We start from the raw sequence: 21168 nt of genomic DNA, 5'->3' as shown, positions 1-21168 counted from the left end.
AAATATACTCGCGTTATGCTTTTCAATTGGTTAAGCTTCAGTTCAGTGCATAATTCTTCGGTTCATCATGATCATTCATTCCAGGAAAAATACACCTTCATTTTTTATGGATCGCTTGCTTATCGAAGGTGAACAAAGCGCTTCCGCTTTTCTGGTTGTCTAGCTCCAGCGCCAATCCCCTCGAGGTCACTTCACCATTTCATTTGAAGGCAAAAAGCGCCTTCGAATGAAATGCTTCCAGTGCTTGTCGGGGATGAACGATGCGCTTCCGCTTTTATATTTGTCCAGCTCCGCCTCCTAGCCTCTCGAGTCGTTTCACCTTTTCATCAGAAGACAAAAAGCGTCTTCAGTTGAAAAGCTTCCAACGCTAGTCGAGTGGAGTCATGGATGACGACTTTCTGCCGTTGCCCACAGGACGTGGGCTGATGTTAGGTAGAAATGAGTCGGCTCCGCTTTTATTTATTATACTATCAAAATATATTTTTGGTATGCTGTATGCTTTGTATTTGTTTCATTCACAATATTTATATAAACTAGTTCTTATCGTGTGTAGTTGGAGGGAAAAAAATGAAGAATGTAATAGAAGTAGATAGACTGAACAAAGAATTTAAGTCTTTTTCAAGTCGAGCTGGGTTAAAGGGAGCGTTTCGAGATTTATTTACTCGAAATTATAAGTTAATTCATGCTGTTGATGATATATCGTTAAAGATTAAAGAAGGAGAAATGGTAGGTTACATTGGAGAGAATGGTGCTGGTAAATCAACAACGATTAAAATGCTTACAGGTATTTTAACTCCATCGTCTGGAAGTGTTCGCGTGAATGGGATGAACCCTCATAAAGATCGTGAAAAATTCGTAAGAACAATCGGGGTAGTGTTTGGTCAGCGGTCACAATTATGGTGGGATATTGCGGTACAAGAATCATTTAGGTTATTAAAAAAAATATATCAAGTGTCTGATGAAGACTATAACAATCATATGGGACACGTTATTGAAACGTTAGATATTGGACCTTTGTTGGATAAGCCTGTGCGAAAGTTGTCTTTGGGTCAACGTATGCGCTGTGAACTAGCTGCAGCTCTTATCCATAACCCCCCGTTATTATTTTTAGATGAGCCTACAATTGGTTTAGATGTGTTAGTAAAGCTTAAAATTAGGAAATTCTTAAAAGAAATAAATGAAAAATATAAAACAACAATATTATTAACGACACATGATTTATCGGATATTGAAGCATTATGTGAGCGTGTTGTCATGCTTGATGAAGGGAAAATAATATATGATGGTTCATTACAAGCACTTCGATCAAATTGGGGTGATGGTAAACAAATACAGTTTCAATTTACGAAGGAAATAAATGAAGCTGAATTATTGTCGCATACTGGTGATCTAGATGTTAAGTGGCAAAATCACGAAAGAATGAATGTTTGGATTGCGAATGTCAGAGATGAAGAAATAATCATTTCAGAGCTCATTCGAAGAATTGTGGCAGTATACCAAATTAAAGATATTAATATTAATGAGGTTGCTACTGAAGAAATTATAAGAAATATATACGAAGAAGGCGTTGTTAATGGATAAATACATAGAAATGATTAGAATACGCTTCTTAATGATGCTGGCTTATAGAACAAACTATTACAGTGGGATTTTAATTTACAGTATAAATATAGGTGCATACTACTTCTTATGGACAGCAATCTATGGTGATAAGGGCGAGTTACAAGGATTGTCTGTTATACAAATGACTACGTATGTAGCAGTAGCTTGGATGGCTAGAGCTTTTTATTTTAATAATATTGATCGAGAGATTGCGATGGAGATCCGTGAAGGAAAGGTAGCGATAGAACTCATACGTCCATACAACTATTTAGGTATGAAGACGATGCAGGGATTAGGAGAAGGTTTATTTCGTTTGTTGTTTTTTTCTTTACCGGGTATGTTTATTGTAGGATTAATTTTTCCCTTTAATTTTTCTACTAGTGTATCAACATGGCTTTATTTTATTATTGCAATTGTTTTAAGCTTCATTATAAATACTCAAATTAACCTAATTACCGGAATTATGACGTTCTTTTTATTTAATAACGATGGCTTAATCCGTGCAAAAAGAGTAGTGATTGACCTTTTTTCAGGACTACTGCTACCTATTAGCTTTTATCCATTATGGGCACAAGAAGTTATGATGTTCTTTCCGTTTCAGGCAATTAGCTATATTCCGAGTATGATATTTACTGAAGGATTCAAAGGAAATGACATCATTGAAGCACTTATGTTCCAACTTATATGGGCAATCGTATTAGTCATACCTATTAAGCTTTTATGGAATAGTGCTAAAAAGCAGCTCATCATTCAAGGAGGATAAAAACGTGTTTTACATATCGACTTTTTTTCAATACGTTAGTCAATATTTAAAAACGAGATTACAATATAGAGCAAACTTAGTCGTTGAAATTTTATCTGACTTATTATTTCAAGGTGTAAATCTCGTGTTTATATTAGTGGTATTCGGTCATACCCAATTGCTAAATGGGTGGAGTAGGGAAGAGATCATTTTTATTTACGGCTTCTTCCTTGTACCGTTCGCTTTGTTTACATCTTTTTTTAATATTTGGGATTTTAATGAGAGGTATATTGTTAAAGGTGAAATGGATCGTATTTTAACTAGACCAATTCATAGTTTATTTCAAATTGTGCTTGAGAGGATGGAGCTTGAGTCATTATTTGGTGGCGTGACAGGAATTGCGATAATGAGTTATGCAGCTTATCAATTGGAGTTAGCTTTTCACTGGTATGATGTAGTAATTTTTATATTATTTGTAATCGGCGGCGCACTTGTCTATGCCGGGATTTTTATTATGATTGCTAGTATAGGCTTTTGGTCTGATGCTCGGACATCAATTATGCCTATGATGTATAACATCGGGAACTATGGAAGATACCCAGTTGATATTTATAATAAAGTAATTCGTTACATATTAACATGGATATTACCATTTGCATTTGTTGGAGTGTATCCAGCTGCGTATTTTCTTAAGAGAACAGAGTGGTATGGATATTCTTTTATTACTCCAATTATTGGTAGTTTGTTTTTCGTTTTAGCTGTAGTTATATGGAACATAGGAGTGAAAAAGTATAGAGGGGCGGGCAACTAGCATAACGGATTTTATTTCTATGCCTTTATATTAATACGATGGTTGTTTCACATTGATTGATGTTTTTCGTACTAAGAAATAAACTTGGATAAACAACTATGATACCGGGGCAACTTTTCATTGTATAAACCGAGGCTCTACTTATGTAAAACCTTAGTCTAAGTTTTATTAGGCTAAGGTTATTTTGTTCGATTAATTTAGGCTGTTTTCACGTTGATTGTTGTTTTTCGTAAGAAATAAATACGTATAACCCAAGCGTTCGTGGCATCTTTCCTCATTTAAAATGAGGTCAATTTATCTATTTTGTCCTAAACTCGTCTCTATAGCAACAAAGTTTTTGAAAAAAGCCTTTATTTATGTACAAACGAGAATAGGCTTGTTTTTTTTTCGTATATATAGAGTAGGTTTAATCGATGGAATATTGGAGGGGTAGAAATGGTGAGTTTTATCGTCTTGCTTACTTTTTTTTGCATTATAATGAGTGTCAGAACGATATGGAGTTTAAAACGAAAAGCCCACCAATTAGTATCCTTTGAGAATTTGTTTGCGTTAGTTACTATTTATATAACGGTATTAGTCGGGTTTGGGTTAATCTATACGATACTTGAGGAAAATGGCTATTCAATATTAAAAGAAGACGGTCAACATATAATAGGGGATTTTCTTACTAAGCTACAAACAAGTATGTATTTCAGTGCAATAACATTATTATCTGTAGGTTATGGTGACATAACACCAGTTGGTGGCGGCAGATGGATTGCGATAGCAGAGGCATTATTAGGATACACAATACCAGCAGCCTTTGTAGTGAAGACAGTTATTCAGGTAGATAAGAAGGAGAGCTAATTAAAAATCTAAGCTCACCACGAAGCGAAGCTTGAGGAGGGGGGCTTCTGGGATGATAAATTGACACGGAAGGATGTGTTATGTATAATGAATTCAAGATATTGGATATTGAGAGGTTTGATATAATGGAAGAAAATAAAGAAATTAATTCTGCACTTAAGCTATTTGTTGTAATGTCAAAAGCACAGCGTTCGATTGTAGATGTTGTTAGCAAAGATGTTAAAAGCTATGGCTTAAACACAACTGAATTTGGTGTGCTGGATTTATTATATAATAAAGAAAAATTTCCATTGCAAAAAATAGGTGAGCATATCTTAATTGCTAGTGGAAGTATAACATATGTTGTTGACAAATTAGAGCAAAAAGGGCTTATTGAACGAAAAGGTTGTCCGAAAGACCGTCGTGTAACTTATGCGGCAATAACCAAAGCTGGGGTCGAGTTAATGGACGATATATTTCCGAAACATAAAAAGGTCATTGATGAGATTTTCTCTGTGCTTACAGAAGATGAAAAACAGATGATGATTGGATTATGGAAAAAAGTAGGATTTCATGTTTCGCAGTCATAGTTAATATTTAGAAACAAAATTTTTTTGGTTGCATTTATCTTGAATTCGTGATATATTAATTCATGACAATTCAATTGGTTCATAATAGTCGAATGATACCTCGATTTAATAATATATAGAATTGAGATGTTTAAGGTAATTAATATTTTTTTGCAAATATATCTCTAATTAGAGAATTCTATCTTTAGATTATATTTGTATAAATGTATGAAGCTACGAGGTTTTGGTATCAACACACTAAAGGGGTGAGAGAATATGATTAAAAAATTTCCCGCTAATTCAAGACATGAGATGAATCATGGATGGCTGAAAACGCATTTAAGTTTTTCCTTTGCGGAATATCATGACCCAGAAAATGAAACCTTTGGTCCATTACGTGTACTTAACGATGATGTTGTAGCTCCTTTAAGAGGCTTTGGTAAACATCCACATCAGGAAATGGAAATCGTCTCAATCGTATTATCAGGGCAATTACAACATGAAGATAGTCAAGGTAATAAGGCAACGACGACTTTCGGTGAAATTCAACGAATGTCAGCAGGGACTGGAATATATCACTCGGAGGTCAATCCATCTAGTGAAGAAGATGTTAACTTTTTGCAGCTTTGGTTTTTCCCGAAAGAACAAGGTGTAACTCCTTCATATGAAAAGACAGCTTTTGATATCGGAGCGATGAAGAATCATTTACTACCTGTTGTCGCTAATCATCCTGACAATAGTAAAGTAGCAGATATTAATCAAGACCTAACGATCTATTTAGCTGATTTAGAGTCAGATCACGCTATAACGTTTACACAAGATAAAGATAGAAAAACGCTCATTTTCGTCATTGAGGGAGAGTTACTTCTTAATGGAAATACAACATTAAATAAGAGAGATTCAGCACGTATTGTAGACGTAACTTCTCTAAATATAGATGGGGTTGGTCAGTCTCGGTTTATGCTAATTGATTTGCCAGCATAACGTAGCACACTTTAGGAAATCATAGGTTGTCACAATATTGGAGGTGATGCCTTATTGGAAGTGATTAACCAATTTGGTTATTGACTTCTACATGTTAATGAGGAGGATAAACAATGGGATTTATTAATAATATTATAAATAAATTTAAAACTAATAATGGGAGTGTAGAAAAAATGACAAAAGTATTATTTGTAAAAGGAAATCCAAAACAAGAGAAAGATTCATATTCATTACGCTTAGCAAATGCTTTTATTGATGCGTATAAAACTGAAAATCCAAATGACGAGATTATTGAGTTAGATCTATATAATGAAAATATCCCTTTTATTGATGGTGATGTGTTATCTGCATGGGGAAAATTCGCAGCACAGCAAGAGCTTACTGCAACTGAACAAGAAAAAGTAGGTAGAATGAATGAGTTAACTGATCAATTTATAGCTGCTGATAAAGTGATCTTTGCTGCACCAATGTGGAATTTTGGTTTCCCGCCGATGGTAAAAGCTTATATTGATACAATTTCAATTGCTGGAAAGACATTCAAATATACTGAAAATGGTCCAGTTGGGTTATTAGAAGATAAGCCAGTTGTTTTATTAGAAGCGCGCGGGGGAATTTATTCAGAAGGCCCAGCAGCAAGTGCGCAACATACTGTAAGCCATTTACAAACTGTTATGGGCTTCATAGGCATTCAGAATTTCCAAACAGTTGTAGTTGAAGGAGTTAACTTTGACCCTTCAAATGCCGAGAACATATTCCAAAATGCGGCTAACAAAGCAAAAGAAGTAGCAAAAACATTTTAAATAATGACAATAAAACCACGTCACATTAGAGACGTGGTTTTTTATTGTTGCTTAACCAAGGTGTTGTAATCGTACCAATAAATTAAAATGTACCCTAATTTCAAATTCCTCACTAAAACGATGTCAATTACATAGGCTCTTTTCGTAAACTTTGTTGCTATTGAGACTAATATAGAACAGTAACCAATAATAATTTTATGCAATTGACTTCAATTTAAATGAGAAAAGATGAAGTGTGTTTATACGTATTCTGTTCTTAGTATTACGAAAAGCAACAATCAATGCGAAAACAGCCATTACATAAAAGCATAATAGCTGTTATTACTCAGTATTAATAGTAATTTACATATTGTGCAGATATGTATTTGAGTTTGAAAACAATTCATTTGTTTTTATTGTCCTATTAGCGTTAAACTTTACATAGAAGTGTTCAAAAAAGGCGAGCTATGTCAGTCGCTATTATATGGAGGCATACTATGAGCTTAGAACTTAATCAAAAAGCACCTGATTTTCAACTATTATCAAATACTGGTGAAGAAGTTAAACTGTCCAATTATTTAGGCAAGAATGTTGTAGTATATTTTTATCCAAAGGACATGACACCTGGATGTACAACCGAAGCGTGTGATTTCAGGGATAGACATGAACAGTTTACTGAATTAGATACAGTAATTCTTGGGATTAGCCCGGATCCAATCGAAAGGCATAAGAAATTTATTGAAAAGCATGGATTACCTTTCTTATTACTCGTTGATGAAGACCATAAAGTTGCTGAAGAATACGATGTTTGGAAGTTGAAGAAAAACTTTGGTAAAGAGTATATGGGAATTGAAAGATCAACTTTTGTCATTGATAAAGAGGGAAATGTGGTAAAAGAATGGCGAAAAGTTAGAGTGAAAGACCATGTTGAATCAGCTCTACAATTTATAAAGGATAACTTACAATAACAAAGGTAAATCAATCGGTTTTTCATAAGGCTCTCTTCATTTGTTGCTAATAATACCAAACGACAGGGAGCGGTCATATACGGTTGTCATCGTTTTATGGCAGAATGATGCCGTGGGTTGTGTTTTAGTTCGTAAAACAACAATTAATGCAAAAAAGACTCACTTTAAGAGTGTAGAGAAGATATATAATTTCTCTACACTTTTTTTATACAATTTTAGACTTGTCCATATATTGACAATTATATTGTTACGGTGTACTATGTAACTAGAACACTAAAACAATTATTGAATTAAATTATTAGGAGGTAGCGAAATGGTAGGAACAAGTTCCTTTAGTGGGGTATTGAAAAAAGATTTTTTACTCATGAGAAGTCATTTAGTCGCTGTTTTAATTTTAAATACAGCAGCCTTTATTTTAGGGTGGTACCTTTATTCAAAATTATCATGGTCTAACTTTGATATTGGACTTAATGGGTTAGAGGTGATAGATGATCATTTAATTAAATTTATTCCGTTGTTAACTATTAGTGTATTGCATGTCTTTTTTTTAAGTGTATATATGTTTTCTAGCTTGAATAAAGAAGCAAAAAAAATGCATTTATGGCTGCATAATCCTCAACCGTCGTTTCAGTTAATAGCTAGTAAATTCTTAAATGGCTTTTGTGCATTAATCATTTCACAAGCAACAATCATCATTTTTATATTAATTAACTTCATTCCGCTATACGGAGAATTACAATCACCAATTTTGGCTGAAATATTTAATTTTGCCTCGCTAGAGATGTTCTATATTATTAGTATCTCAACAGTACTTTCAATCACCGTTCTCTTTTTTTGGGTAATATACCGTTTCATTAAAACTAGAATAGGTAAAGGATCCAAATTAATACTTTTCCTTATCATTATCGTATCACTTTATTTCTTTAACTCTTTGATGAATTTATCAATCATCGAGGTAATGTTAGAGTGGGGTGCTTATGAGATATATTATCCTAGTATTTTTGTTAGTGGAGCAATCTATGCAGGTTCACTCTTGTTTTTCTTAATATTCACCGCATGTTTGTTTTTCATATCATCATGGCTTATTGACAAGAAGTTGGAGGTATAAAGTAATGGAAGACTTTCAAGCAAATAGACCGATTTATATGCAATTAGTAGACCGGATTAGTCATAAGATTGTTAGGGGAGAGTTAAAACCGGGTGATAAATTAAAATCAGTTCGTGAAATGGCAGTTGAATCAGGGGTAAATCCGAATACGGTTCAACGAACTTATAGCGAAATGGAAAGGGTGGGTATTGTGGAAACGAGAAGAGGGCAAGGGACTTTTGTATCAGAAAGTGAAGAAAGGCTGGAAATGTTAAGAGAACAGCTTAAATCAAATCACATTATGAAATTCATTCAAGAAATGACTGCAATGGGATTTAAGCAAGATGAAATTATAAGAGACATCCAATCCTTTATGGTAAAGGAGAATATGAAATGATTGAATTACAAAATGTTACGAAAAAATATATCGGTAAAACAGCTTTGCATAATGTAAGTTTATTATTTCCTGAAGGTAAGATTATAGGAATTATCGGTGAGAACGGCAGTGGGAAATCCACCCTTTTGAAGTTGATGGCTGGATTAATACAACCTTCGCAAGGCTTTGTGAAAGTAGGTAATATGCAAGCTGACAGACGAATTTGTCATGTTGTAACCTATTTATCTGAGTTAGATGATTATTATCCATTTTACACCGTCAAGCAGACAATAGAATTTTTTGCAACTCAGTTTGAAGATTTTCAGTTATCCAAAGCTTTTGAGATTATGAAATTTATGAAGCTAGATCCAAATCAAAAGGTTAAGCATTTATCTAAAGGGAACCGAGGTCGTTTAAAAATAGTATTATCTTTAGCTAGGGATGTACCTTATATATTAATGGATGAACCTTTTTCAGGGCTAGATCCTATGGTAAGAGAGTCCGTTGTCAAAGGACTCATATCGTTTATCAATTTGGAAAAACAAACTGTCATTATAACAACTCATGAAGTGGATGAAGTTGAACCTTTACTGGATACGGTTGTTGTAATTAGAGATGGTAATGTAGTTAATGTTACTGATGTTGAGCATTTACATGAGGAAAAAAATATTGGTATAGTAGATTATTTGAAAAGTTTACATGAACCTAAAAGTAGTTGAGGATTTTGAAAAAGAAAATAAATGTACCTCCCTTCACCTAGATATATGACGAAAGGATGGGGAGGTTATTTTTTTTCATTCGTAAGATTTGTGTAGGTTTATTTTTCTGATTTTTAAGTATATTCAAAACTGAATGTAACAGCTTGATTGTTAGTCTTAATTATCTATAAGCCTTAAGTCTTAGAGAAGTATAATACTCTGGCACGTTATGTAAAAATCTTGTATTCGCTAAGATTGAATTACGTAAAGTTTGAATATCTTAAATCCAAGGTGAACTTGTTCAAGTTAACATGAATACCGGAATTAGGTAGAGAGGCTTTTCTATATGGTCAATCCCAACTGTATAGAAGCCTAATTGCAACATGGAGCTTAAACAGAGGAATCTTAGTGAATTCGATATATGTGAAAGGGAAGGGAGAAATAATGATGAAAAAAGTTTTATTTTTACCATTGTTAAGAATGCCATCAGGGCATCATCAAGTTTCAGAGGCTTTCATTCATTCATTTAATTGTCATGACCAGTATGTAAAAACGAAGAAGATAGATTTGCTTAGTCATTCAAATCCTCTTTTAGAAAAGTTTATTACTTCGTTTTACCTAAAATGGATTAAACTAGCTCCGCAATCTTATGAATGGGTTTATAAAAATTTTGGATATTCATCATCTAAAAATTATTCCTTACAGTGGTATGAGTTATTCTTTTTGAGGAATATGGAAAAACTCCTGCAGGAAGAGAAACCTGATTTAATAGTAGCTACACATGGTTTTCCATCATTTTTAGTTAGTTGTTTAAAAGTAAAAAATAAAATCGACATACCTTTAGTCAATGTTTATACTGACTTTTTTATTAATAATGTATGGGGAAGAGAAGGTGTTGATTTTCACTTTGTTTCAAGCGAACAAATGAAAACATATTTAATAGATGAAAACGGATTATCACCAGATAAAATTATATTGACTGGTATACCAATTAGTGAAGTATTCAATGGAATGAACAGGCAGTTTAAGCAAAAGGAGAGATATCATATTCTCATATCAGGTGGTAGTAGTGGTTTAGGAAATATAACAGACTTCTTGAGTAAAGTTGATATAGGAGAAACAACTCAATTTTCTGTATTATGTGGTAAAAATGAAAAACTGTATCAAGATCTCAAAAATAGCAAGAACCCCTATATTACTCCATATCCATATATCTCTTCTAGAGAAAAAATGAATGACTTATACGAAGATGTTGATGCAATTGTTACGAAACCTGGCGGAGTAACTGTCAGTGAAGCTTTGCAAAAAAGGTTACCTATCTTTATAGAATCTGCCTTACCAGGTCAAGAAGATTTTAATTTGGCATACCTACAAGAGAAAGCACTCGTGTACAAACTAAATGCTAATACCCCACTAAATCAACAACTTATGGACAAATTAAATAATAAAGAAAACTGGGAAGAACATCAACGTAGAATAGAAGAACATGTTCAAAGTTTTCATAACCCGTATGAACAACTATTGCAAATTATGAAAACGACCAACCGCATAGAGGTTGGTTACGTTGGCTAAAAGAAAGGCATTTTAAGTTGAGTTTTGTTGAAATTGTCCAAAATTTAGGAGTTGTTGGTTTATTCATCTCAATGTTTTTAGAAGGATCTTCATTACCTTTCCCTGGGGTAATAGTTGTATTATCGTATGGATTTTTATTAAACCCTAGCTATGTTAATTTGGTTGTGATTTCAATTGGCATGGCAATGATATATACATTGGCAAGCTTCATTCCTTATTTAATTGGTTTAAAGATGAGTTCTATATTTCCTAAAAAACTTCAAAAGGGGATTAACAAAGCCAAGTGTTGGTTTCAAAAGTACGGGACTTGGAGTATTTCTTTATCTAGACCATTTGGTATGGGGAATTATATTTCATATATAGCAGGAATGAGCGAAGTGAAGGCTAGCGTTTATACCATTCATACATTTTTGGGTATTTTACCATGGTCATTTTCGGTGTTATTAATAGGTAAGTTTGGGAACGAAATAGCAATAAGAGATTTTTTCAAAGAATACCAGATTTATATTTATTCATTCTTGATCGTAGTGCTGCTTATTTATGCTTTATATATATGGTGGAAGGCAACAAACAATACTAATGAAGTAATGGGGCAAGTTCAAAAAAAGGAAATGATAGACAATGAAAAACAGCAGAACTTGGCTCCGGCGTTGGATATGTTGGTTCGTGTGGTCCGTGAAGAGAGGAAAAAAGAGGTAATGAAATAATTCACTCCTATCGATCTCTAATATGTAAAATTATAGAAACAGGAGGAAGTAAATAATGATGGAAACTGGTTTATCGCTGAGTGGGGGTTCTTTAAGGGGAGCAGCACATATTGGAGTTCTAAATGAACTACAATTTCAAAACATAGATATTACACATATTGCTGGTACGAGTGCAGGTGCATTAATTGCAGGTTTATATGCATGCGGTATGGGACCAGAACAAATGGAACATGAGCTAGAAGATTTATCAATTAGGAAAATGTTAGATATACAAGTAGGTAGAAAAGGATGGGTAAAAGGAAAACGGATTTATGAAAAATTAGTTCAGCTTACAAATGGTAAGCACTTTTCAGATCTTGACATACCGTTAGCAATTATAAGTTTAGACCTTATTTCTGGACAGTTGGTTATTATCAAGTCAGGTGAAGTTGCTAAGGCGATTCATGCTAGTATCGCTATTCCAGGTATATTTGCACCTGTAAAACATGGAAATCAACTTCTCGTTGATGGTTATATTTTAAATAATAATCCAGTAGATGTGGTGAAAGATATGGGAGCTCAACATATTACAGCGGTGAGCATTAAAGGATCAAAAGACAGTAACCCAAAACATATTTTTCATCAGCTTTCACGGTATATAGGAGTTGCAAGTAAATATCATACAAGCCAGCTCGTAGAGAAATATGCGGATTTAATCATTAATATTGACCTTCAAGGGGTCGCTCGCTCTGAGAGAAAGTCTATGGACAGATATATTGAATTAGGAAAGCAACAAGCATGTGGAGCTTTTTCTAGTTTAAATATGAATGCTAGTGAAAGTGTTGCTAACATTTATAAGCAAAAGGTTGTTTAATACTGGGTTTAAATGGCTTTTTTATATAGAATGAGAACGCAAATCACTATGAATTGATATTAGGGTCTTATCGTTACTAGGACTCGAGTCTTAATAGAAAATAGAGCGCAGGCGCGTTATGAAAAAGTGTAAAAATAGATATGATGGACTTAAGAAAGGAGGAACATAATAATGAAAAATGTTGGTTTGTTTATAATCGGTGGAATAGCTGCAATGGTGTTAATTTCATCACTTGGACCAATGGTTGGATTAGCAATTAATCTTCTCATCCTCTATTTAGTTTTCAAACAGTTTATGAAAACTAAATCTACATTCGCTAAATTCGGATGGGCGTTAATCGGTATTGTGATTCTTATGATCGTTGGGTCACACATTCCAGCTGTTATTGGTTTTGCAGCCGCTTATGTTTTATATATTGTGTATAAAAAATGGAATGCTAGTCAAGATACGATTGAAGAAAAAACAGATGATCCCTTTGTAAATTTCGAAAAACAATGGTCAGAAATGAAAAGGTATAATTAAAAGGAGATGACGAGAAATGGCTAACATAATTTCACGTATAAGAAATAGTATTGAAGCAGATTTACATGATGCTCTTGATAGAAAAGAACATAAAAATCCTGTGGCGGTTTTAAATCAGTATTTGCGACAATGTGAGCAAGAAACAGAAAAAGCCCGCAAATTATTAGAACGTCAATATACATTAAAAGATGAATTTACTCGCGAATATAAGCATGCAAAACAATTTGCAGAAAAAAGAAAACGACAAGCTGAAATTGCTTCTCAAGCAGATGAAAAAGAATTATATGATTTTGCAGTACAAGAGCAAGCTCAATATGAAGAGCGAGCATACCGCTTAAATAATTTACTTACAGAAGCTACTCAACAAGTAGATGTCCTTGAACGAAAATATGAGGAAATGAAGCATAAGGTAAAAGATATGCACATTAGACGAATGGAGCTTATGGGTCGAGAGAATATTACTCGTGCACATCACCGTATGAACAAAGTAATAAATTCGAATGACGCAAAGAACAGCCCTTTCACTAAATTTGAAGAAATAGATAATTATCTAGATCGATTAGAACATGAAGTAAATAGTTCATATTTTAGAAACACAATTGACGCACGGATTGCTCAATTAGAAAAGGAAGCAAAAAAAGAAGTAAATTAGAAGAAACGCATTCAAATATCTAGACTAGACATGGTATGCTAGAAGGCGTAGGTAACTGCGCCTTTTCGGTTCTAAAAATTGACTTATAGTGTGAGCCCTATCAAGTAGCCATACAATTTTAAAAGAAGAGGTCTTATACAGAGAGGAGTAAACCCATGTTTAATAAAATAACTACAGAACAATTAAGCTGGATTGTAGTAATAATAATCGCTATGCTACTGCTAGAGGTTTCATTTTTTAACAGTGGGGTTATTTTTTCTCTAATCGTTTCAATAAGTTTAATTTATATTGGCCGAAAACGTATGCCAAAGGCTAGTGGGAAAATTCTGTTTTGGTTTGGGTTACTTTTTACATTATTAAGTGTAACAGGGATGATGACGTTTAAACTCTTGCTGTTGGTCATCATTATTTTCTTAATTAATAGTTTCGTACAATCGAAAAAAGAACCAACTACTATTAAGCCAACAATAGAAGAACCTGGACTGATAACTTCTGAGGAAACATTAATTACACGTTCACCTCTCATGAAAAATATTTTAATCGGGCAACAACAAACACCATCTCATGTATATGAATGGAACGATGTTAATATTCAAGCTGGTATTGGTAACACCATAATAGATTTAAGTTATACTGTTCTTCCTAAGGGAGAAACAATTATCTTTATTAGAAATTTTATAGGTAATATTGAAGTTCTCATACCATATGATTTAGAAGTTAGTATTCGCCATTCGGTTTTCATTGGTTCATCAACGGTGTTTGAAGTACATGATGCCAATATGTTTAATCAAGTGTTTAGCTTACAAACCCCTCAATATGATAATGTTGACCAAAAAATAAAAATTATTACCTCAATGATAGTCGGGAATATTGAGGTGAAGCGGGTATGAATGCAATCCAAAAGCAGCTGATTATTGGTTTAAGTATGTCAATGATTGTTTTACTAGTGACTATGATTGGTACATTTCTAGTATTTCCATTACCAGAATGGAACGTCTTGTGGAAAAAAGAAATAATGGAGATACCGTTTGCACTATTTATTGTTGCCATCAGTATTATTGTTGGGCTTTTTTTTGGCGCGATCTCTGGATTGTCTTGGAGAAAACAACTTATATCAATAAGTGGTATGCTTCACCAAATGGAAACTGGTCACAAAATAAAAGTAGATGAAAAAGCTCCACTCAGCGAAATTCAAGCTATTCATGATCGAATGGACAAAATACAAAGAAAGATGTCGGAACAGACGAAATTATCAAGGAAGCTAGCTAATGATATTGTGGAGGATCAAGAGCAACGAATTCAAGAAATGATTTCTCAAGAGAGGAATCGTTTAGCTCGTGAATTACATGATTCAGTTAGTCAGCAGCTATTTGCAGCATCTATGTTAATGTCTGCGATTAACGAATCAAATCCCCTTTCAAATGAGCGTGAAACGAAACAGCTAAAAATGGTTGAACAAATGATTCATCAATCCCAGCTAGAAATGCGTGCCCTGTTGCTTCATTTGAGGCCAGCTGCTCTAAAAGGGAAGTCTCTTCAAGAAGGGATTGAGATGCTATTAGTGGAATTATCTCAAAAAGTATCAATGTCGATCCAATGGAAGATTGAAGAGACACCTATGGAAAAAGGAGTGGAAGATCATCTGTTCAGAATATTACAAGAATCGTTATCAAATACTTTGCGTCATGCGAAGGCTACTAAACTTGAAGTGTTATTGATTCAAAGAGACGAACTAATTATTTTACGTGTAGTAGATGATGGAATTGGCTTTGACGTGGAAGAAACGAAAGCAGGTTCTTATGGTTTACAGAATATGTATGAACGGGCGATCGAAATAGGTGGTACGATGAATATAGTAAGTGTGAAAAATAATGGTACCCGTCTTGAAGTGAAAATACCGATATTAAGAAATGAGGGAGAAGCTGGTGATTAAAGTATTATTTGTTGATGATCATGAAATGGTTCGTATCGGTGTGTCATCATATTTATCTGCCCAATCAGACATAGAGGTGGTGGGTGAAGCCGATAATGGGAAAGATGGTGTTGAACTAGCACTTTCATTACGTCCAGATATCATCCTTATGGATTTAGTAATGAAGGAGATGGATGGGATAGAAGCAACTCAGGTGATCATCGATCAATGGCCAGAAGCGAAAATTATTATTGTTACGAGTTTTTTAGATGATGAAAAAGTATATCCTGCTTTAGAAGCAGGTGCAACGAGCTATTTATTAAAAACTTCAAAAGCTAATGAAATTGCTAATGCAGTGCGAGAAACGTATCGTGGGCAGTCAGTCCTTGAACCCGAAGTAACAGGGAAGATGATGCGGAAAATGCGACAAAAAAATGTTCAGCTTCTACATGAAGAACTAACAAGTAGAGAAATGGAAATTTTACTATTAATGACAGAGGGGAAAACAAATCAAGAAATTGCTGATCAGTTATATATTGCATTAAAAACGGTGAAAGCACATGTCAGTAATATTTTAAGTAAATTAGAAGTACAAGATCGAACACAAGCGGTGATTTATGCATTTAAGCACTCGTTAGTTAAGTAATCATATACATATTACCCCTTTTAAATCTCACCTCAAAGCCTATCTTTTTTAGTATAGGGGCAAACATCCAAACGAATTCATCTTAGTTGAGTATGATAGTATTGTAGGGCATACCTCCTCAGTATTCAATACAATTCATTTTGCGGGATTTAGTTCCGCATTTTTTTGTGTATGGATCTTTTTGTAAACTTTATTGCTTTTTCACTTACATTCGAGAAATTGATTTTTATTATATGCTTTAGAGAAGAAAAGTTCCTCCAAACGTTTGTTATATACTCGTATAGTTCTTATTATGAAAAGCAACAATTAATGCCAAGGTAGCTTTGTGTATCAAGAAGTTAGGATCTTGTTATTTATTTGAAGTGAAGAAACTCATTTTGTTAATTTCTTGCTAAAATTAACAATGTAGGATGATGCTATATCCCCTTGTCATAGCTTTAACGCTAGTTGCATAATTGTTTCGCTTTAGTAGGTAAAACAATAACTAGTCCGAACAATCTTGAAAAGTGGATACTAATCAAATAATTTGTATTATTTTTTTCGAAAAGTGCGTAAAATTAGATTTCATCTCATATAGTAAAGGTGTATATATTGACAAAACTCAGTATAACAATGTAGACTAATTATAAATATTATAAAGTAAGAATCTTTTTAGGAGAGAGGTGCATGACGGTGTCCCATCATGACCAATTGAAAGAAGCTCTTGAGGCGTTAAAGCAAACAGGGGTTAGAATTACCCCACAACGTCATGCGGTTCTTGAGTATCTTATTCATAATGTGTCACACCCAACTGCTGACGATATTTATAAAGCGCTTGAAGGTAAATTTCCTAATATGAGTGTAGCAACAGTATATAATAACTTGAGAGTGTTCCGTGAAGTAGGTTTAGTTAAAGAGCTAACTTATGGAGATGCATCCAGCCGCTTTGATTATGTTACAACAGATCATTACCATGTGATATGCGAAGAATGTGGTAAAATTGTTGATTTCCATTATCCTGGATTGGATGAGGTAGAAGCTTTAGCGGAACATGTGACAGGATTTAAAGTAAGCCATCACCGTATGGAAGTTTACGGAGTATGTGAAGATTGTCAACAAAATAAAAAGCATTAAAAAGCTGATGGTCGAAAAGACTATCAGCTTTTTATTATCTTATAAGATGTTATTTGGTTATTGTTTTTTTGTCTTTTTTATTATATTTTTCATTAAATTCTTTTCCTTCAAGTGATGGATCAAGAGTTAGTGGTTCATTGCAATACATACATATATCTACTTTACCTAACATTTTTGTTGGCTTTTGACATGATGGACACACTACTTGAACAGTTTTTGTAGATAACATACCAATCCAAAAGTAAACAACCGTACTAGCTACAATACATAGAAGACCTAAAATCATAAAGACAGTCATTACAACAACAGATGATCGAAAGAATATTCCACCATACATTACAAGAACCCCAATGAAAATCAAACTAAGCGCAAATGTGCGTATCTTGTTTATTTTACTTGAATATTTTTTAGCCATGCCGTCAACCTCCTAATTTAATAATATAGCATAACTAAAATAGAAATGTACACGCTTAACAATTGCATTGTATAGACATAAGAGAGTATATTTATTGATATCAATAGTTTCGATATTAATAACTTTAAAAATTAAAGGTTTTTTCATATTAATATCGAATAAATTATTATCAAAAAAGGGGGGAATTTAAAATGGAAGATATACTTCGTCCCATTTATCAGGAAAGAGCGAGTCATAAAAATACACTAGGTGTAATTATCGTTGAAAAAAAGGGAGAAGCTGTTAGTTCTATCACAGATACATTTGATGTTGTGTTATTAGTCATTATAAAAGATTCAGAACAATCGGTTCAAATTAAACATTATGAATTCAATCATAACAAAGCTGCTTTACATATTGTAGATGAAAACCAATTAAATGAATGGGTATTATTAGGCTCTAATAGAAAAGTTACTGAATGGTTAATGAATGGACGGGTTTTATTTGATAGAAATGAATACATTCACAACCTTAAAAATGAGTTAGAGATGTTTCCTAGGGACTACCGTAAACTAAAAATGGGAGTAGAATTTGCTAAACTAATTAGAAGATATTTAGAAGGTAAAAAATTTTATGAATCTAGGCAATATCTAGATGCGTATAATTATGTTGTTCATGCGCTGCATCACCTTGCACGTTTAGCGGTTATTGAAAATGGGTTTCATCCTGAGGTTCTTGTTTGGGGACAAGTAAAGCAAATTGAACCTGAGATTTATAAGCTGTATGAGAAATTAATTGAAGGTGAAGAAACATTAGAGAAAAATTTAGAGTTATTATTTTTAGCCAGTGATTTTCTTATCAGTTCAAAAATTGAGCTAGGCTCTGAACATTTACTTGAGATTTTATCAAGCAAAGATGAACCATGGACTTATGAGGATATAATGAATCATTCACAACTTACTCATTATTCAATAGACCTTTCTATTATGATAGAATTTTTAATAGAGCGTGGGTATATTCATGTGCATAAGGTGGAAACAAAGGGTCAGCATATTTATCACAGATGTTATTCTGTAGAAAGTAATTAAAAAAATATAAAAAAGCATATTGACGTATAATTATCCCCGTGATATATTTATATTCGTCGCTGCGGAACAATGTTTTAAAGCAGCACATTATAAAAGCAAACTAAAAAAAGTTATTGACATAACAACTTGAAAATGTTATACTAAAAAAGTCGCTTATGAGCGATAACTTAAAAAATGTTCTTTGAAAACTAAACAAAACAAAAGCGTCAACGTTAATTTTTTTGAACAAATGAGCAATCAAACTTTATTGGAGAGTTTGATCCTGGCTCAGGACGAACGCTGGCGGCGTGCCTAATACATGCAAGTCGAGCGAACCAAAGGGAGCTTGCTCCCGGAGGTTAGCGGCGGACGGGTGAGTAACACGTGGGCAACCTACCTGTAAGATTGGGATAACTTCGGGAAACCGGAGCTAATACCGAATAACAATAAGAACCACATGGTTCTTATTTGAAAGATGGCTTCGGCTATCACTTACGGATGGGCCCGCGGCGCATTAGCTAGTTGGTGAGGTAACGGCTCACCAAGGCGACGATGCGTAGCCGACCTGAGAGGGTGATCGGCCACACTGGGACTGAGACACGGCCCAGACTCCTACGGGAGGCAGCAGTAGGGAATCTTCCGCAATGGACGAAAGTCTGACGGAGCAACGCCGCGTGAGTGAAGAAGGTTTTCGGATCGTAAAACTCTGTTGTTAGGGAAGAACAAGTATCGTTCGAATAGGGCGGTACCTTGACGGTACCTAACCAGAAAGCCACGGCTAACTACGTGCCAGCAGCCGCGGTAATACGTAGGTGGCAAGCGTTGTCCGGAATTATTGGGCGTAAAGCGCGCGCAGGCGGTTCCTTAAGTCTGATGTGAAAGCCCACGGCTCAACCGTGGAGGGTCATTGGAAACTGGGGAACTTGAGTGCAGAAGAGGAGAGTGGAATTCCACGTGTAGCGGTGAAATGCGTAGAGATGTGGAGGAACACCAGTGGCGAAGGCGACTCTCTGGTCTGTAACTGACGCTGAGGTGCGAAAGCGTGGGGAGCGAACAGGATTAGATACCCTGGTAGTCCACGCCGTAAACGATGAGTGCTAAGTGTTAGAGGGTTTCCGCCCTTTAGTGCTGCAGCTAACGCATTAAGCACTCCGCCTGGGGAGTACGACCGCAAGGTTGAAACTCAAAGGAATTGACGGGGGCCCGCACAAGCGGTGGAGCATGTGGTTTAATTCGAAGCAACGCGAAGAACCTTACCAGGTCTTGACATCCTCTGCCAACCCTAGAGATAGGGCGTTCCCCTTCGGGGGACAGAGTGACAGGTGGTGCATGGTTGTCGTCAGCTCGTGTCGTGAGATGTTGGGTTAAGTCCCGCAACGAGCGCAACCCTTGATCTTAGTTGCCAGCATTAAGTTGGGCACTCTAAGGTGACTGCCGGTGACAAACCGGAGGAAGGTGGGGATGACGTCAAATCATCATGCCCCTTATGACCTGGGCTACACACGTGCTACAATGGATGGTACAAAGGGCAGCAAAACCGCGAGGTTAAGCGAATCCCATAAAACCATTCTCAGTTCGGATTGCAGGCTGCAACTCGCCTGCATGAAGCCGGAATCGCTAGTAATCGCGGATCAGCATGCCGCGGTGAATACGTTCCCGGGCCTTGTACACACCGCCCGTCACACCACGAGAGTTTGTAACACCCGAAGTCGGTGGGGTAACCGTAAGGAGCCAGCCGCCTAAGGTGGGACAGATGATTGGGGTGAAGTCGTAACAAGGTAGCCGTATCGGAAGGTGCGGCTGGATCACCTCCTTTCTAAGGAAATATGTGAAGCTAGACTTCATATAAAAAGACGCTTTTGTTTTTGTTTAGTTTTGAGAGAACATTCTCTCAAAATGAAGAAGGTAAACAACAAGCTGACGAAGAAATTCGATGGCTATTTTTTACCGATGTTCCTTGAAAACTAGATAATAACGACACATTCATTGAAGAAAGTGAAAATCTTTTTTCATTATTTGATGACGGTTTGACCGTTGGTCAAATAAAAAAAGCAAATTAGCAACGAGAAGGTCGAGGAAGCAAAGTTCTGGAGCAGCGGAGTGTATCTTGCATACATGAGCAGTGGAAGAACGAAGCTGACGATGAGATTCGAAGTTGATCATTTGTTTAAAAATCAATGAGAAGCAAAGAGTACAAGGCGTCGAGTTTCTGAGTAGCGGAGCGTACGTTTTTGGGTACGTGAGCAACGGAGGAAGTGAAGACAACGCAGTAATCTGCCGCTTATCATT

At 35.1% G+C, this 21168-nt stretch carries 22 protein-coding genes and 1 rRNA gene; 22 read left to right on the top strand and 1 reads right to left on the bottom strand.

Going from position 1 to position 21168, the window contains the following annotated elements; genetic code table 11:
• Positions 1-567 precede the first annotated feature (567 nt).
• The 20 genes from V1503_RS06415 to perR all read left to right on the top strand — a co-directional run bounded on the left by V1503_RS06415 (position 568) and on the right by perR (position 17418).
• Positions 568-1581, top strand: a complete 1014-nt coding sequence (locus V1503_RS06415) for an ABC transporter ATP-binding protein (RefSeq protein WP_410625662.1) — start codon at positions 568-570, stop codon at positions 1579-1581.
• Complete coding sequence (locus tag V1503_RS06410) at positions 1574-2365, top strand: ABC transporter permease (RefSeq protein WP_214480475.1); 792 nt, start codon at positions 1574-1576, stop codon at positions 2363-2365. The genes V1503_RS06415 and V1503_RS06410 overlap by 8 nt, the downstream gene beginning before the upstream one ends.
• A 4-nt stretch (positions 2366-2369) precedes the next feature.
• Positions 2370-3155, top strand: coding sequence for an ABC transporter permease (locus V1503_RS06405; RefSeq protein WP_214480474.1), 786 nt, complete (start codon positions 2370-2372; stop codon positions 3153-3155).
• A gap of 435 nt (positions 3156-3590) precedes the next feature.
• The gene (locus V1503_RS06400) at positions 3591-4001 is read left to right on the top strand and encodes a potassium channel family protein (protein ID WP_214480473.1); all 411 of its coding nucleotides are present in this window, start codon (positions 3591-3593) and stop codon (positions 3999-4001) included.
• Positions 4002-4081: 80 nt separating this feature from the next.
• On the top strand, positions 4082-4570 hold the full coding sequence (locus V1503_RS06395) for a MarR family winged helix-turn-helix transcriptional regulator (RefSeq protein ID WP_413785434.1): 489 nt from the start codon (positions 4082-4084) through the stop codon (positions 4568-4570).
• Positions 4571-4825: 255 nt separating this feature from the next.
• A complete protein-coding gene (locus V1503_RS06390; RefSeq protein ID WP_214480472.1) occupies positions 4826-5533 on the top strand; it encodes a pirin family protein in 708 nt (235 codons plus the stop codon).
• Between the two features lie 173 nt (positions 5534-5706).
• On the top strand, positions 5707-6333 hold the full coding sequence (locus V1503_RS06385; protein WP_410629395.1) for an FMN-dependent NADH-azoreductase: 627 nt from the start codon (positions 5707-5709) through the stop codon (positions 6331-6333).
• Between the two features lie 476 nt (positions 6334-6809).
• A complete protein-coding gene (gene bcp / locus V1503_RS06380) occupies positions 6810-7280 on the top strand; it encodes a thioredoxin-dependent thiol peroxidase (protein ID WP_214480471.1) in 471 nt (156 codons plus the stop codon).
• 313 nt (positions 7281-7593) lie between these two features.
• On the top strand, positions 7594-8388 hold the full coding sequence (locus V1503_RS06375; RefSeq protein ID WP_410625657.1) for a hypothetical protein: 795 nt from the start codon (positions 7594-7596) through the stop codon (positions 8386-8388).
• Positions 8389-8392: 4 nt separating this feature from the next.
• Positions 8393-8764 carry a GntR family transcriptional regulator gene (locus V1503_RS06370; protein ID WP_214480469.1) on the top strand — a complete coding sequence of 124 codons (372 nt, stop codon included), beginning with the start codon at positions 8393-8395 and terminating at the stop codon, positions 8762-8764.
• A complete protein-coding gene (locus V1503_RS06365) occupies positions 8761-9462 on the top strand; it encodes an ABC transporter ATP-binding protein (protein WP_410625654.1) in 702 nt (233 codons plus the stop codon). Before V1503_RS06370 ends, V1503_RS06365 begins: the two co-directional genes overlap by 4 nt.
• A 426-nt stretch (positions 9463-9888) precedes the next feature.
• Entirely contained in the window at positions 9889-11013 is a 1125-nt protein-coding gene (locus tag V1503_RS06360; protein WP_410625652.1) for an MGDG synthase family glycosyltransferase, read from the top strand.
• Between the two features lie 17 nt (positions 11014-11030).
• Positions 11031-11720 carry a DedA family protein gene (locus V1503_RS06355; RefSeq protein ID WP_410625650.1) on the top strand — a complete coding sequence of 230 codons (690 nt, stop codon included), beginning with the start codon at positions 11031-11033 and terminating at the stop codon, positions 11718-11720.
• 55 nt (positions 11721-11775) lie between these two features.
• Entirely contained in the window at positions 11776-12573 is a 798-nt protein-coding gene (locus V1503_RS06350) for a patatin-like phospholipase family protein (RefSeq protein ID WP_410625648.1), read from the top strand.
• Positions 12574-12744: 171 nt separating this feature from the next.
• Complete coding sequence (locus V1503_RS06345) at positions 12745-13095, top strand: lmo0954 family membrane protein (protein ID WP_410625646.1); 351 nt, start codon at positions 12745-12747, stop codon at positions 13093-13095.
• A gap of 16 nt (positions 13096-13111) precedes the next feature.
• The gene (locus V1503_RS06340) at positions 13112-13747 is read left to right on the top strand and encodes a PspA/IM30 family protein (RefSeq protein ID WP_320258972.1); all 636 of its coding nucleotides are present in this window, start codon (positions 13112-13114) and stop codon (positions 13745-13747) included.
• Positions 13748-13902: 155 nt separating this feature from the next.
• Complete coding sequence (liaF, locus tag V1503_RS06335) at positions 13903-14637, top strand: cell wall-active antibiotics response protein LiaF (protein WP_410625643.1); 735 nt, start codon at positions 13903-13905, stop codon at positions 14635-14637.
• A complete protein-coding gene (locus V1503_RS06330) occupies positions 14634-15680 on the top strand; it encodes a histidine kinase (RefSeq protein WP_410625641.1) in 1047 nt (348 codons plus the stop codon). Before liaF ends, V1503_RS06330 begins: the two co-directional genes overlap by 4 nt.
• Complete coding sequence (locus V1503_RS06325; protein WP_214480460.1) at positions 15673-16305, top strand: response regulator transcription factor; 633 nt, start codon at positions 15673-15675, stop codon at positions 16303-16305. Before V1503_RS06330 ends, V1503_RS06325 begins: the two co-directional genes overlap by 8 nt.
• A 666-nt stretch (positions 16306-16971) precedes the next feature.
• A complete protein-coding gene (gene perR, locus V1503_RS06320) occupies positions 16972-17418 on the top strand; it encodes a peroxide-responsive transcriptional repressor PerR (protein WP_250886470.1) in 447 nt (148 codons plus the stop codon).
• Between the two features lie 49 nt (positions 17419-17467).
• On the opposite strand, the gene V1503_RS06315 is transcribed toward perR, so the two are convergent.
• The gene (locus V1503_RS06315; protein WP_214480459.1) at positions 17468-17833 is read right to left on the bottom strand and encodes a YgzB family protein; all 366 of its coding nucleotides are present in this window, start codon (positions 17831-17833) and stop codon (positions 17468-17470) included.
• A gap of 191 nt (positions 17834-18024) precedes the next feature.
• Here V1503_RS06315 and V1503_RS06310 point away from each other — a divergent pair, with 191 nt between their 5' ends.
• Both V1503_RS06310 and V1503_RS06305 read left to right on the top strand, forming a co-directional pair.
• Positions 18025-18900: a nucleotidyltransferase-like protein gene (locus V1503_RS06310; protein WP_410625637.1), complete on the top strand. Its 876-nt coding sequence runs from the start codon at positions 18025-18027 to the stop codon at positions 18898-18900.
• Positions 18901-19144: 244 nt separating this feature from the next.
• A 16S ribosomal RNA gene (locus V1503_RS06305) occupies positions 19145-20695 on the top strand.
• The last annotated feature ends 473 nt before the right edge of the window (positions 20696-21168 follow it).

Origin of the sequence: Nanhaiella sioensis, from assembly GCF_046557775.1 — a bacterium.
GTDB classification, from domain to species: Bacteria; Bacillota; Bacilli; order Bacillales; family SM2101; genus Nanhaiella; species Nanhaiella sioensis.
Note: the sequence above shows the minus strand (reverse complement) of the source record. Positions and strands in the feature narration are given on the sequence as shown.

Coding starts and splice junctions, on each gene's coding strand:
- V1503_RS06415 (WP_410625662.1), top strand. CDS start 568: ATGAAGAATGTAATAGAAGTAGATAGACTGAACAAAGAATTTAAGTCT.
- V1503_RS06410 (WP_214480475.1), top strand. CDS start 1,574: ATGGATAAATACATAGAAATGATTAGAATACGCTTCTTAATGATGCTG.
- V1503_RS06400 (WP_214480473.1), top strand. CDS start 3,591: ATGGTGAGTTTTATCGTCTTGCTTACTTTTTTTTGCATTATAATGAGT.
- V1503_RS06395 (WP_413785434.1), top strand. CDS start 4,082: ATGTATAATGAATTCAAGATATTGGATATTGAGAGGTTTGATATAATG.
- V1503_RS06390 (WP_214480472.1), top strand. CDS start 4,826: ATGATTAAAAAATTTCCCGCTAATTCAAGACATGAGATGAATCATGGA.
- V1503_RS06385 (WP_410629395.1), top strand. CDS start 5,707: ATGACAAAAGTATTATTTGTAAAAGGAAATCCAAAACAAGAGAAAGAT.
- bcp (WP_214480471.1), top strand. CDS start 6,810: ATGAGCTTAGAACTTAATCAAAAAGCACCTGATTTTCAACTATTATCA.
- V1503_RS06375 (WP_410625657.1), top strand. CDS start 7,594: ATGGTAGGAACAAGTTCCTTTAGTGGGGTATTGAAAAAAGATTTTTTA.
- V1503_RS06370 (WP_214480469.1), top strand. CDS start 8,393: ATGGAAGACTTTCAAGCAAATAGACCGATTTATATGCAATTAGTAGAC.
- V1503_RS06365 (WP_410625654.1), top strand. CDS start 8,761: ATGATTGAATTACAAAATGTTACGAAAAAATATATCGGTAAAACAGCT.
- V1503_RS06360 (WP_410625652.1), top strand. CDS start 9,889: ATGAAAAAAGTTTTATTTTTACCATTGTTAAGAATGCCATCAGGGCAT.
- V1503_RS06350 (WP_410625648.1), top strand. CDS start 11,776: ATGATGGAAACTGGTTTATCGCTGAGTGGGGGTTCTTTAAGGGGAGCA.
- V1503_RS06345 (WP_410625646.1), top strand. CDS start 12,745: ATGAAAAATGTTGGTTTGTTTATAATCGGTGGAATAGCTGCAATGGTG.
- V1503_RS06340 (WP_320258972.1), top strand. CDS start 13,112: ATGGCTAACATAATTTCACGTATAAGAAATAGTATTGAAGCAGATTTA.
- liaF (WP_410625643.1), top strand. CDS start 13,903: ATGTTTAATAAAATAACTACAGAACAATTAAGCTGGATTGTAGTAATA.
- V1503_RS06330 (WP_410625641.1), top strand. CDS start 14,634: ATGAATGCAATCCAAAAGCAGCTGATTATTGGTTTAAGTATGTCAATG.
- perR (WP_250886470.1), top strand. CDS start 16,972: ATGACGGTGTCCCATCATGACCAATTGAAAGAAGCTCTTGAGGCGTTA.
- V1503_RS06315 (WP_214480459.1), bottom strand. CDS start 17,833: ATGGCTAAAAAATATTCAAGTAAAATAAACAAGATACGCACATTTGCG.
- V1503_RS06310 (WP_410625637.1), top strand. CDS start 18,025: ATGGAAGATATACTTCGTCCCATTTATCAGGAAAGAGCGAGTCATAAA.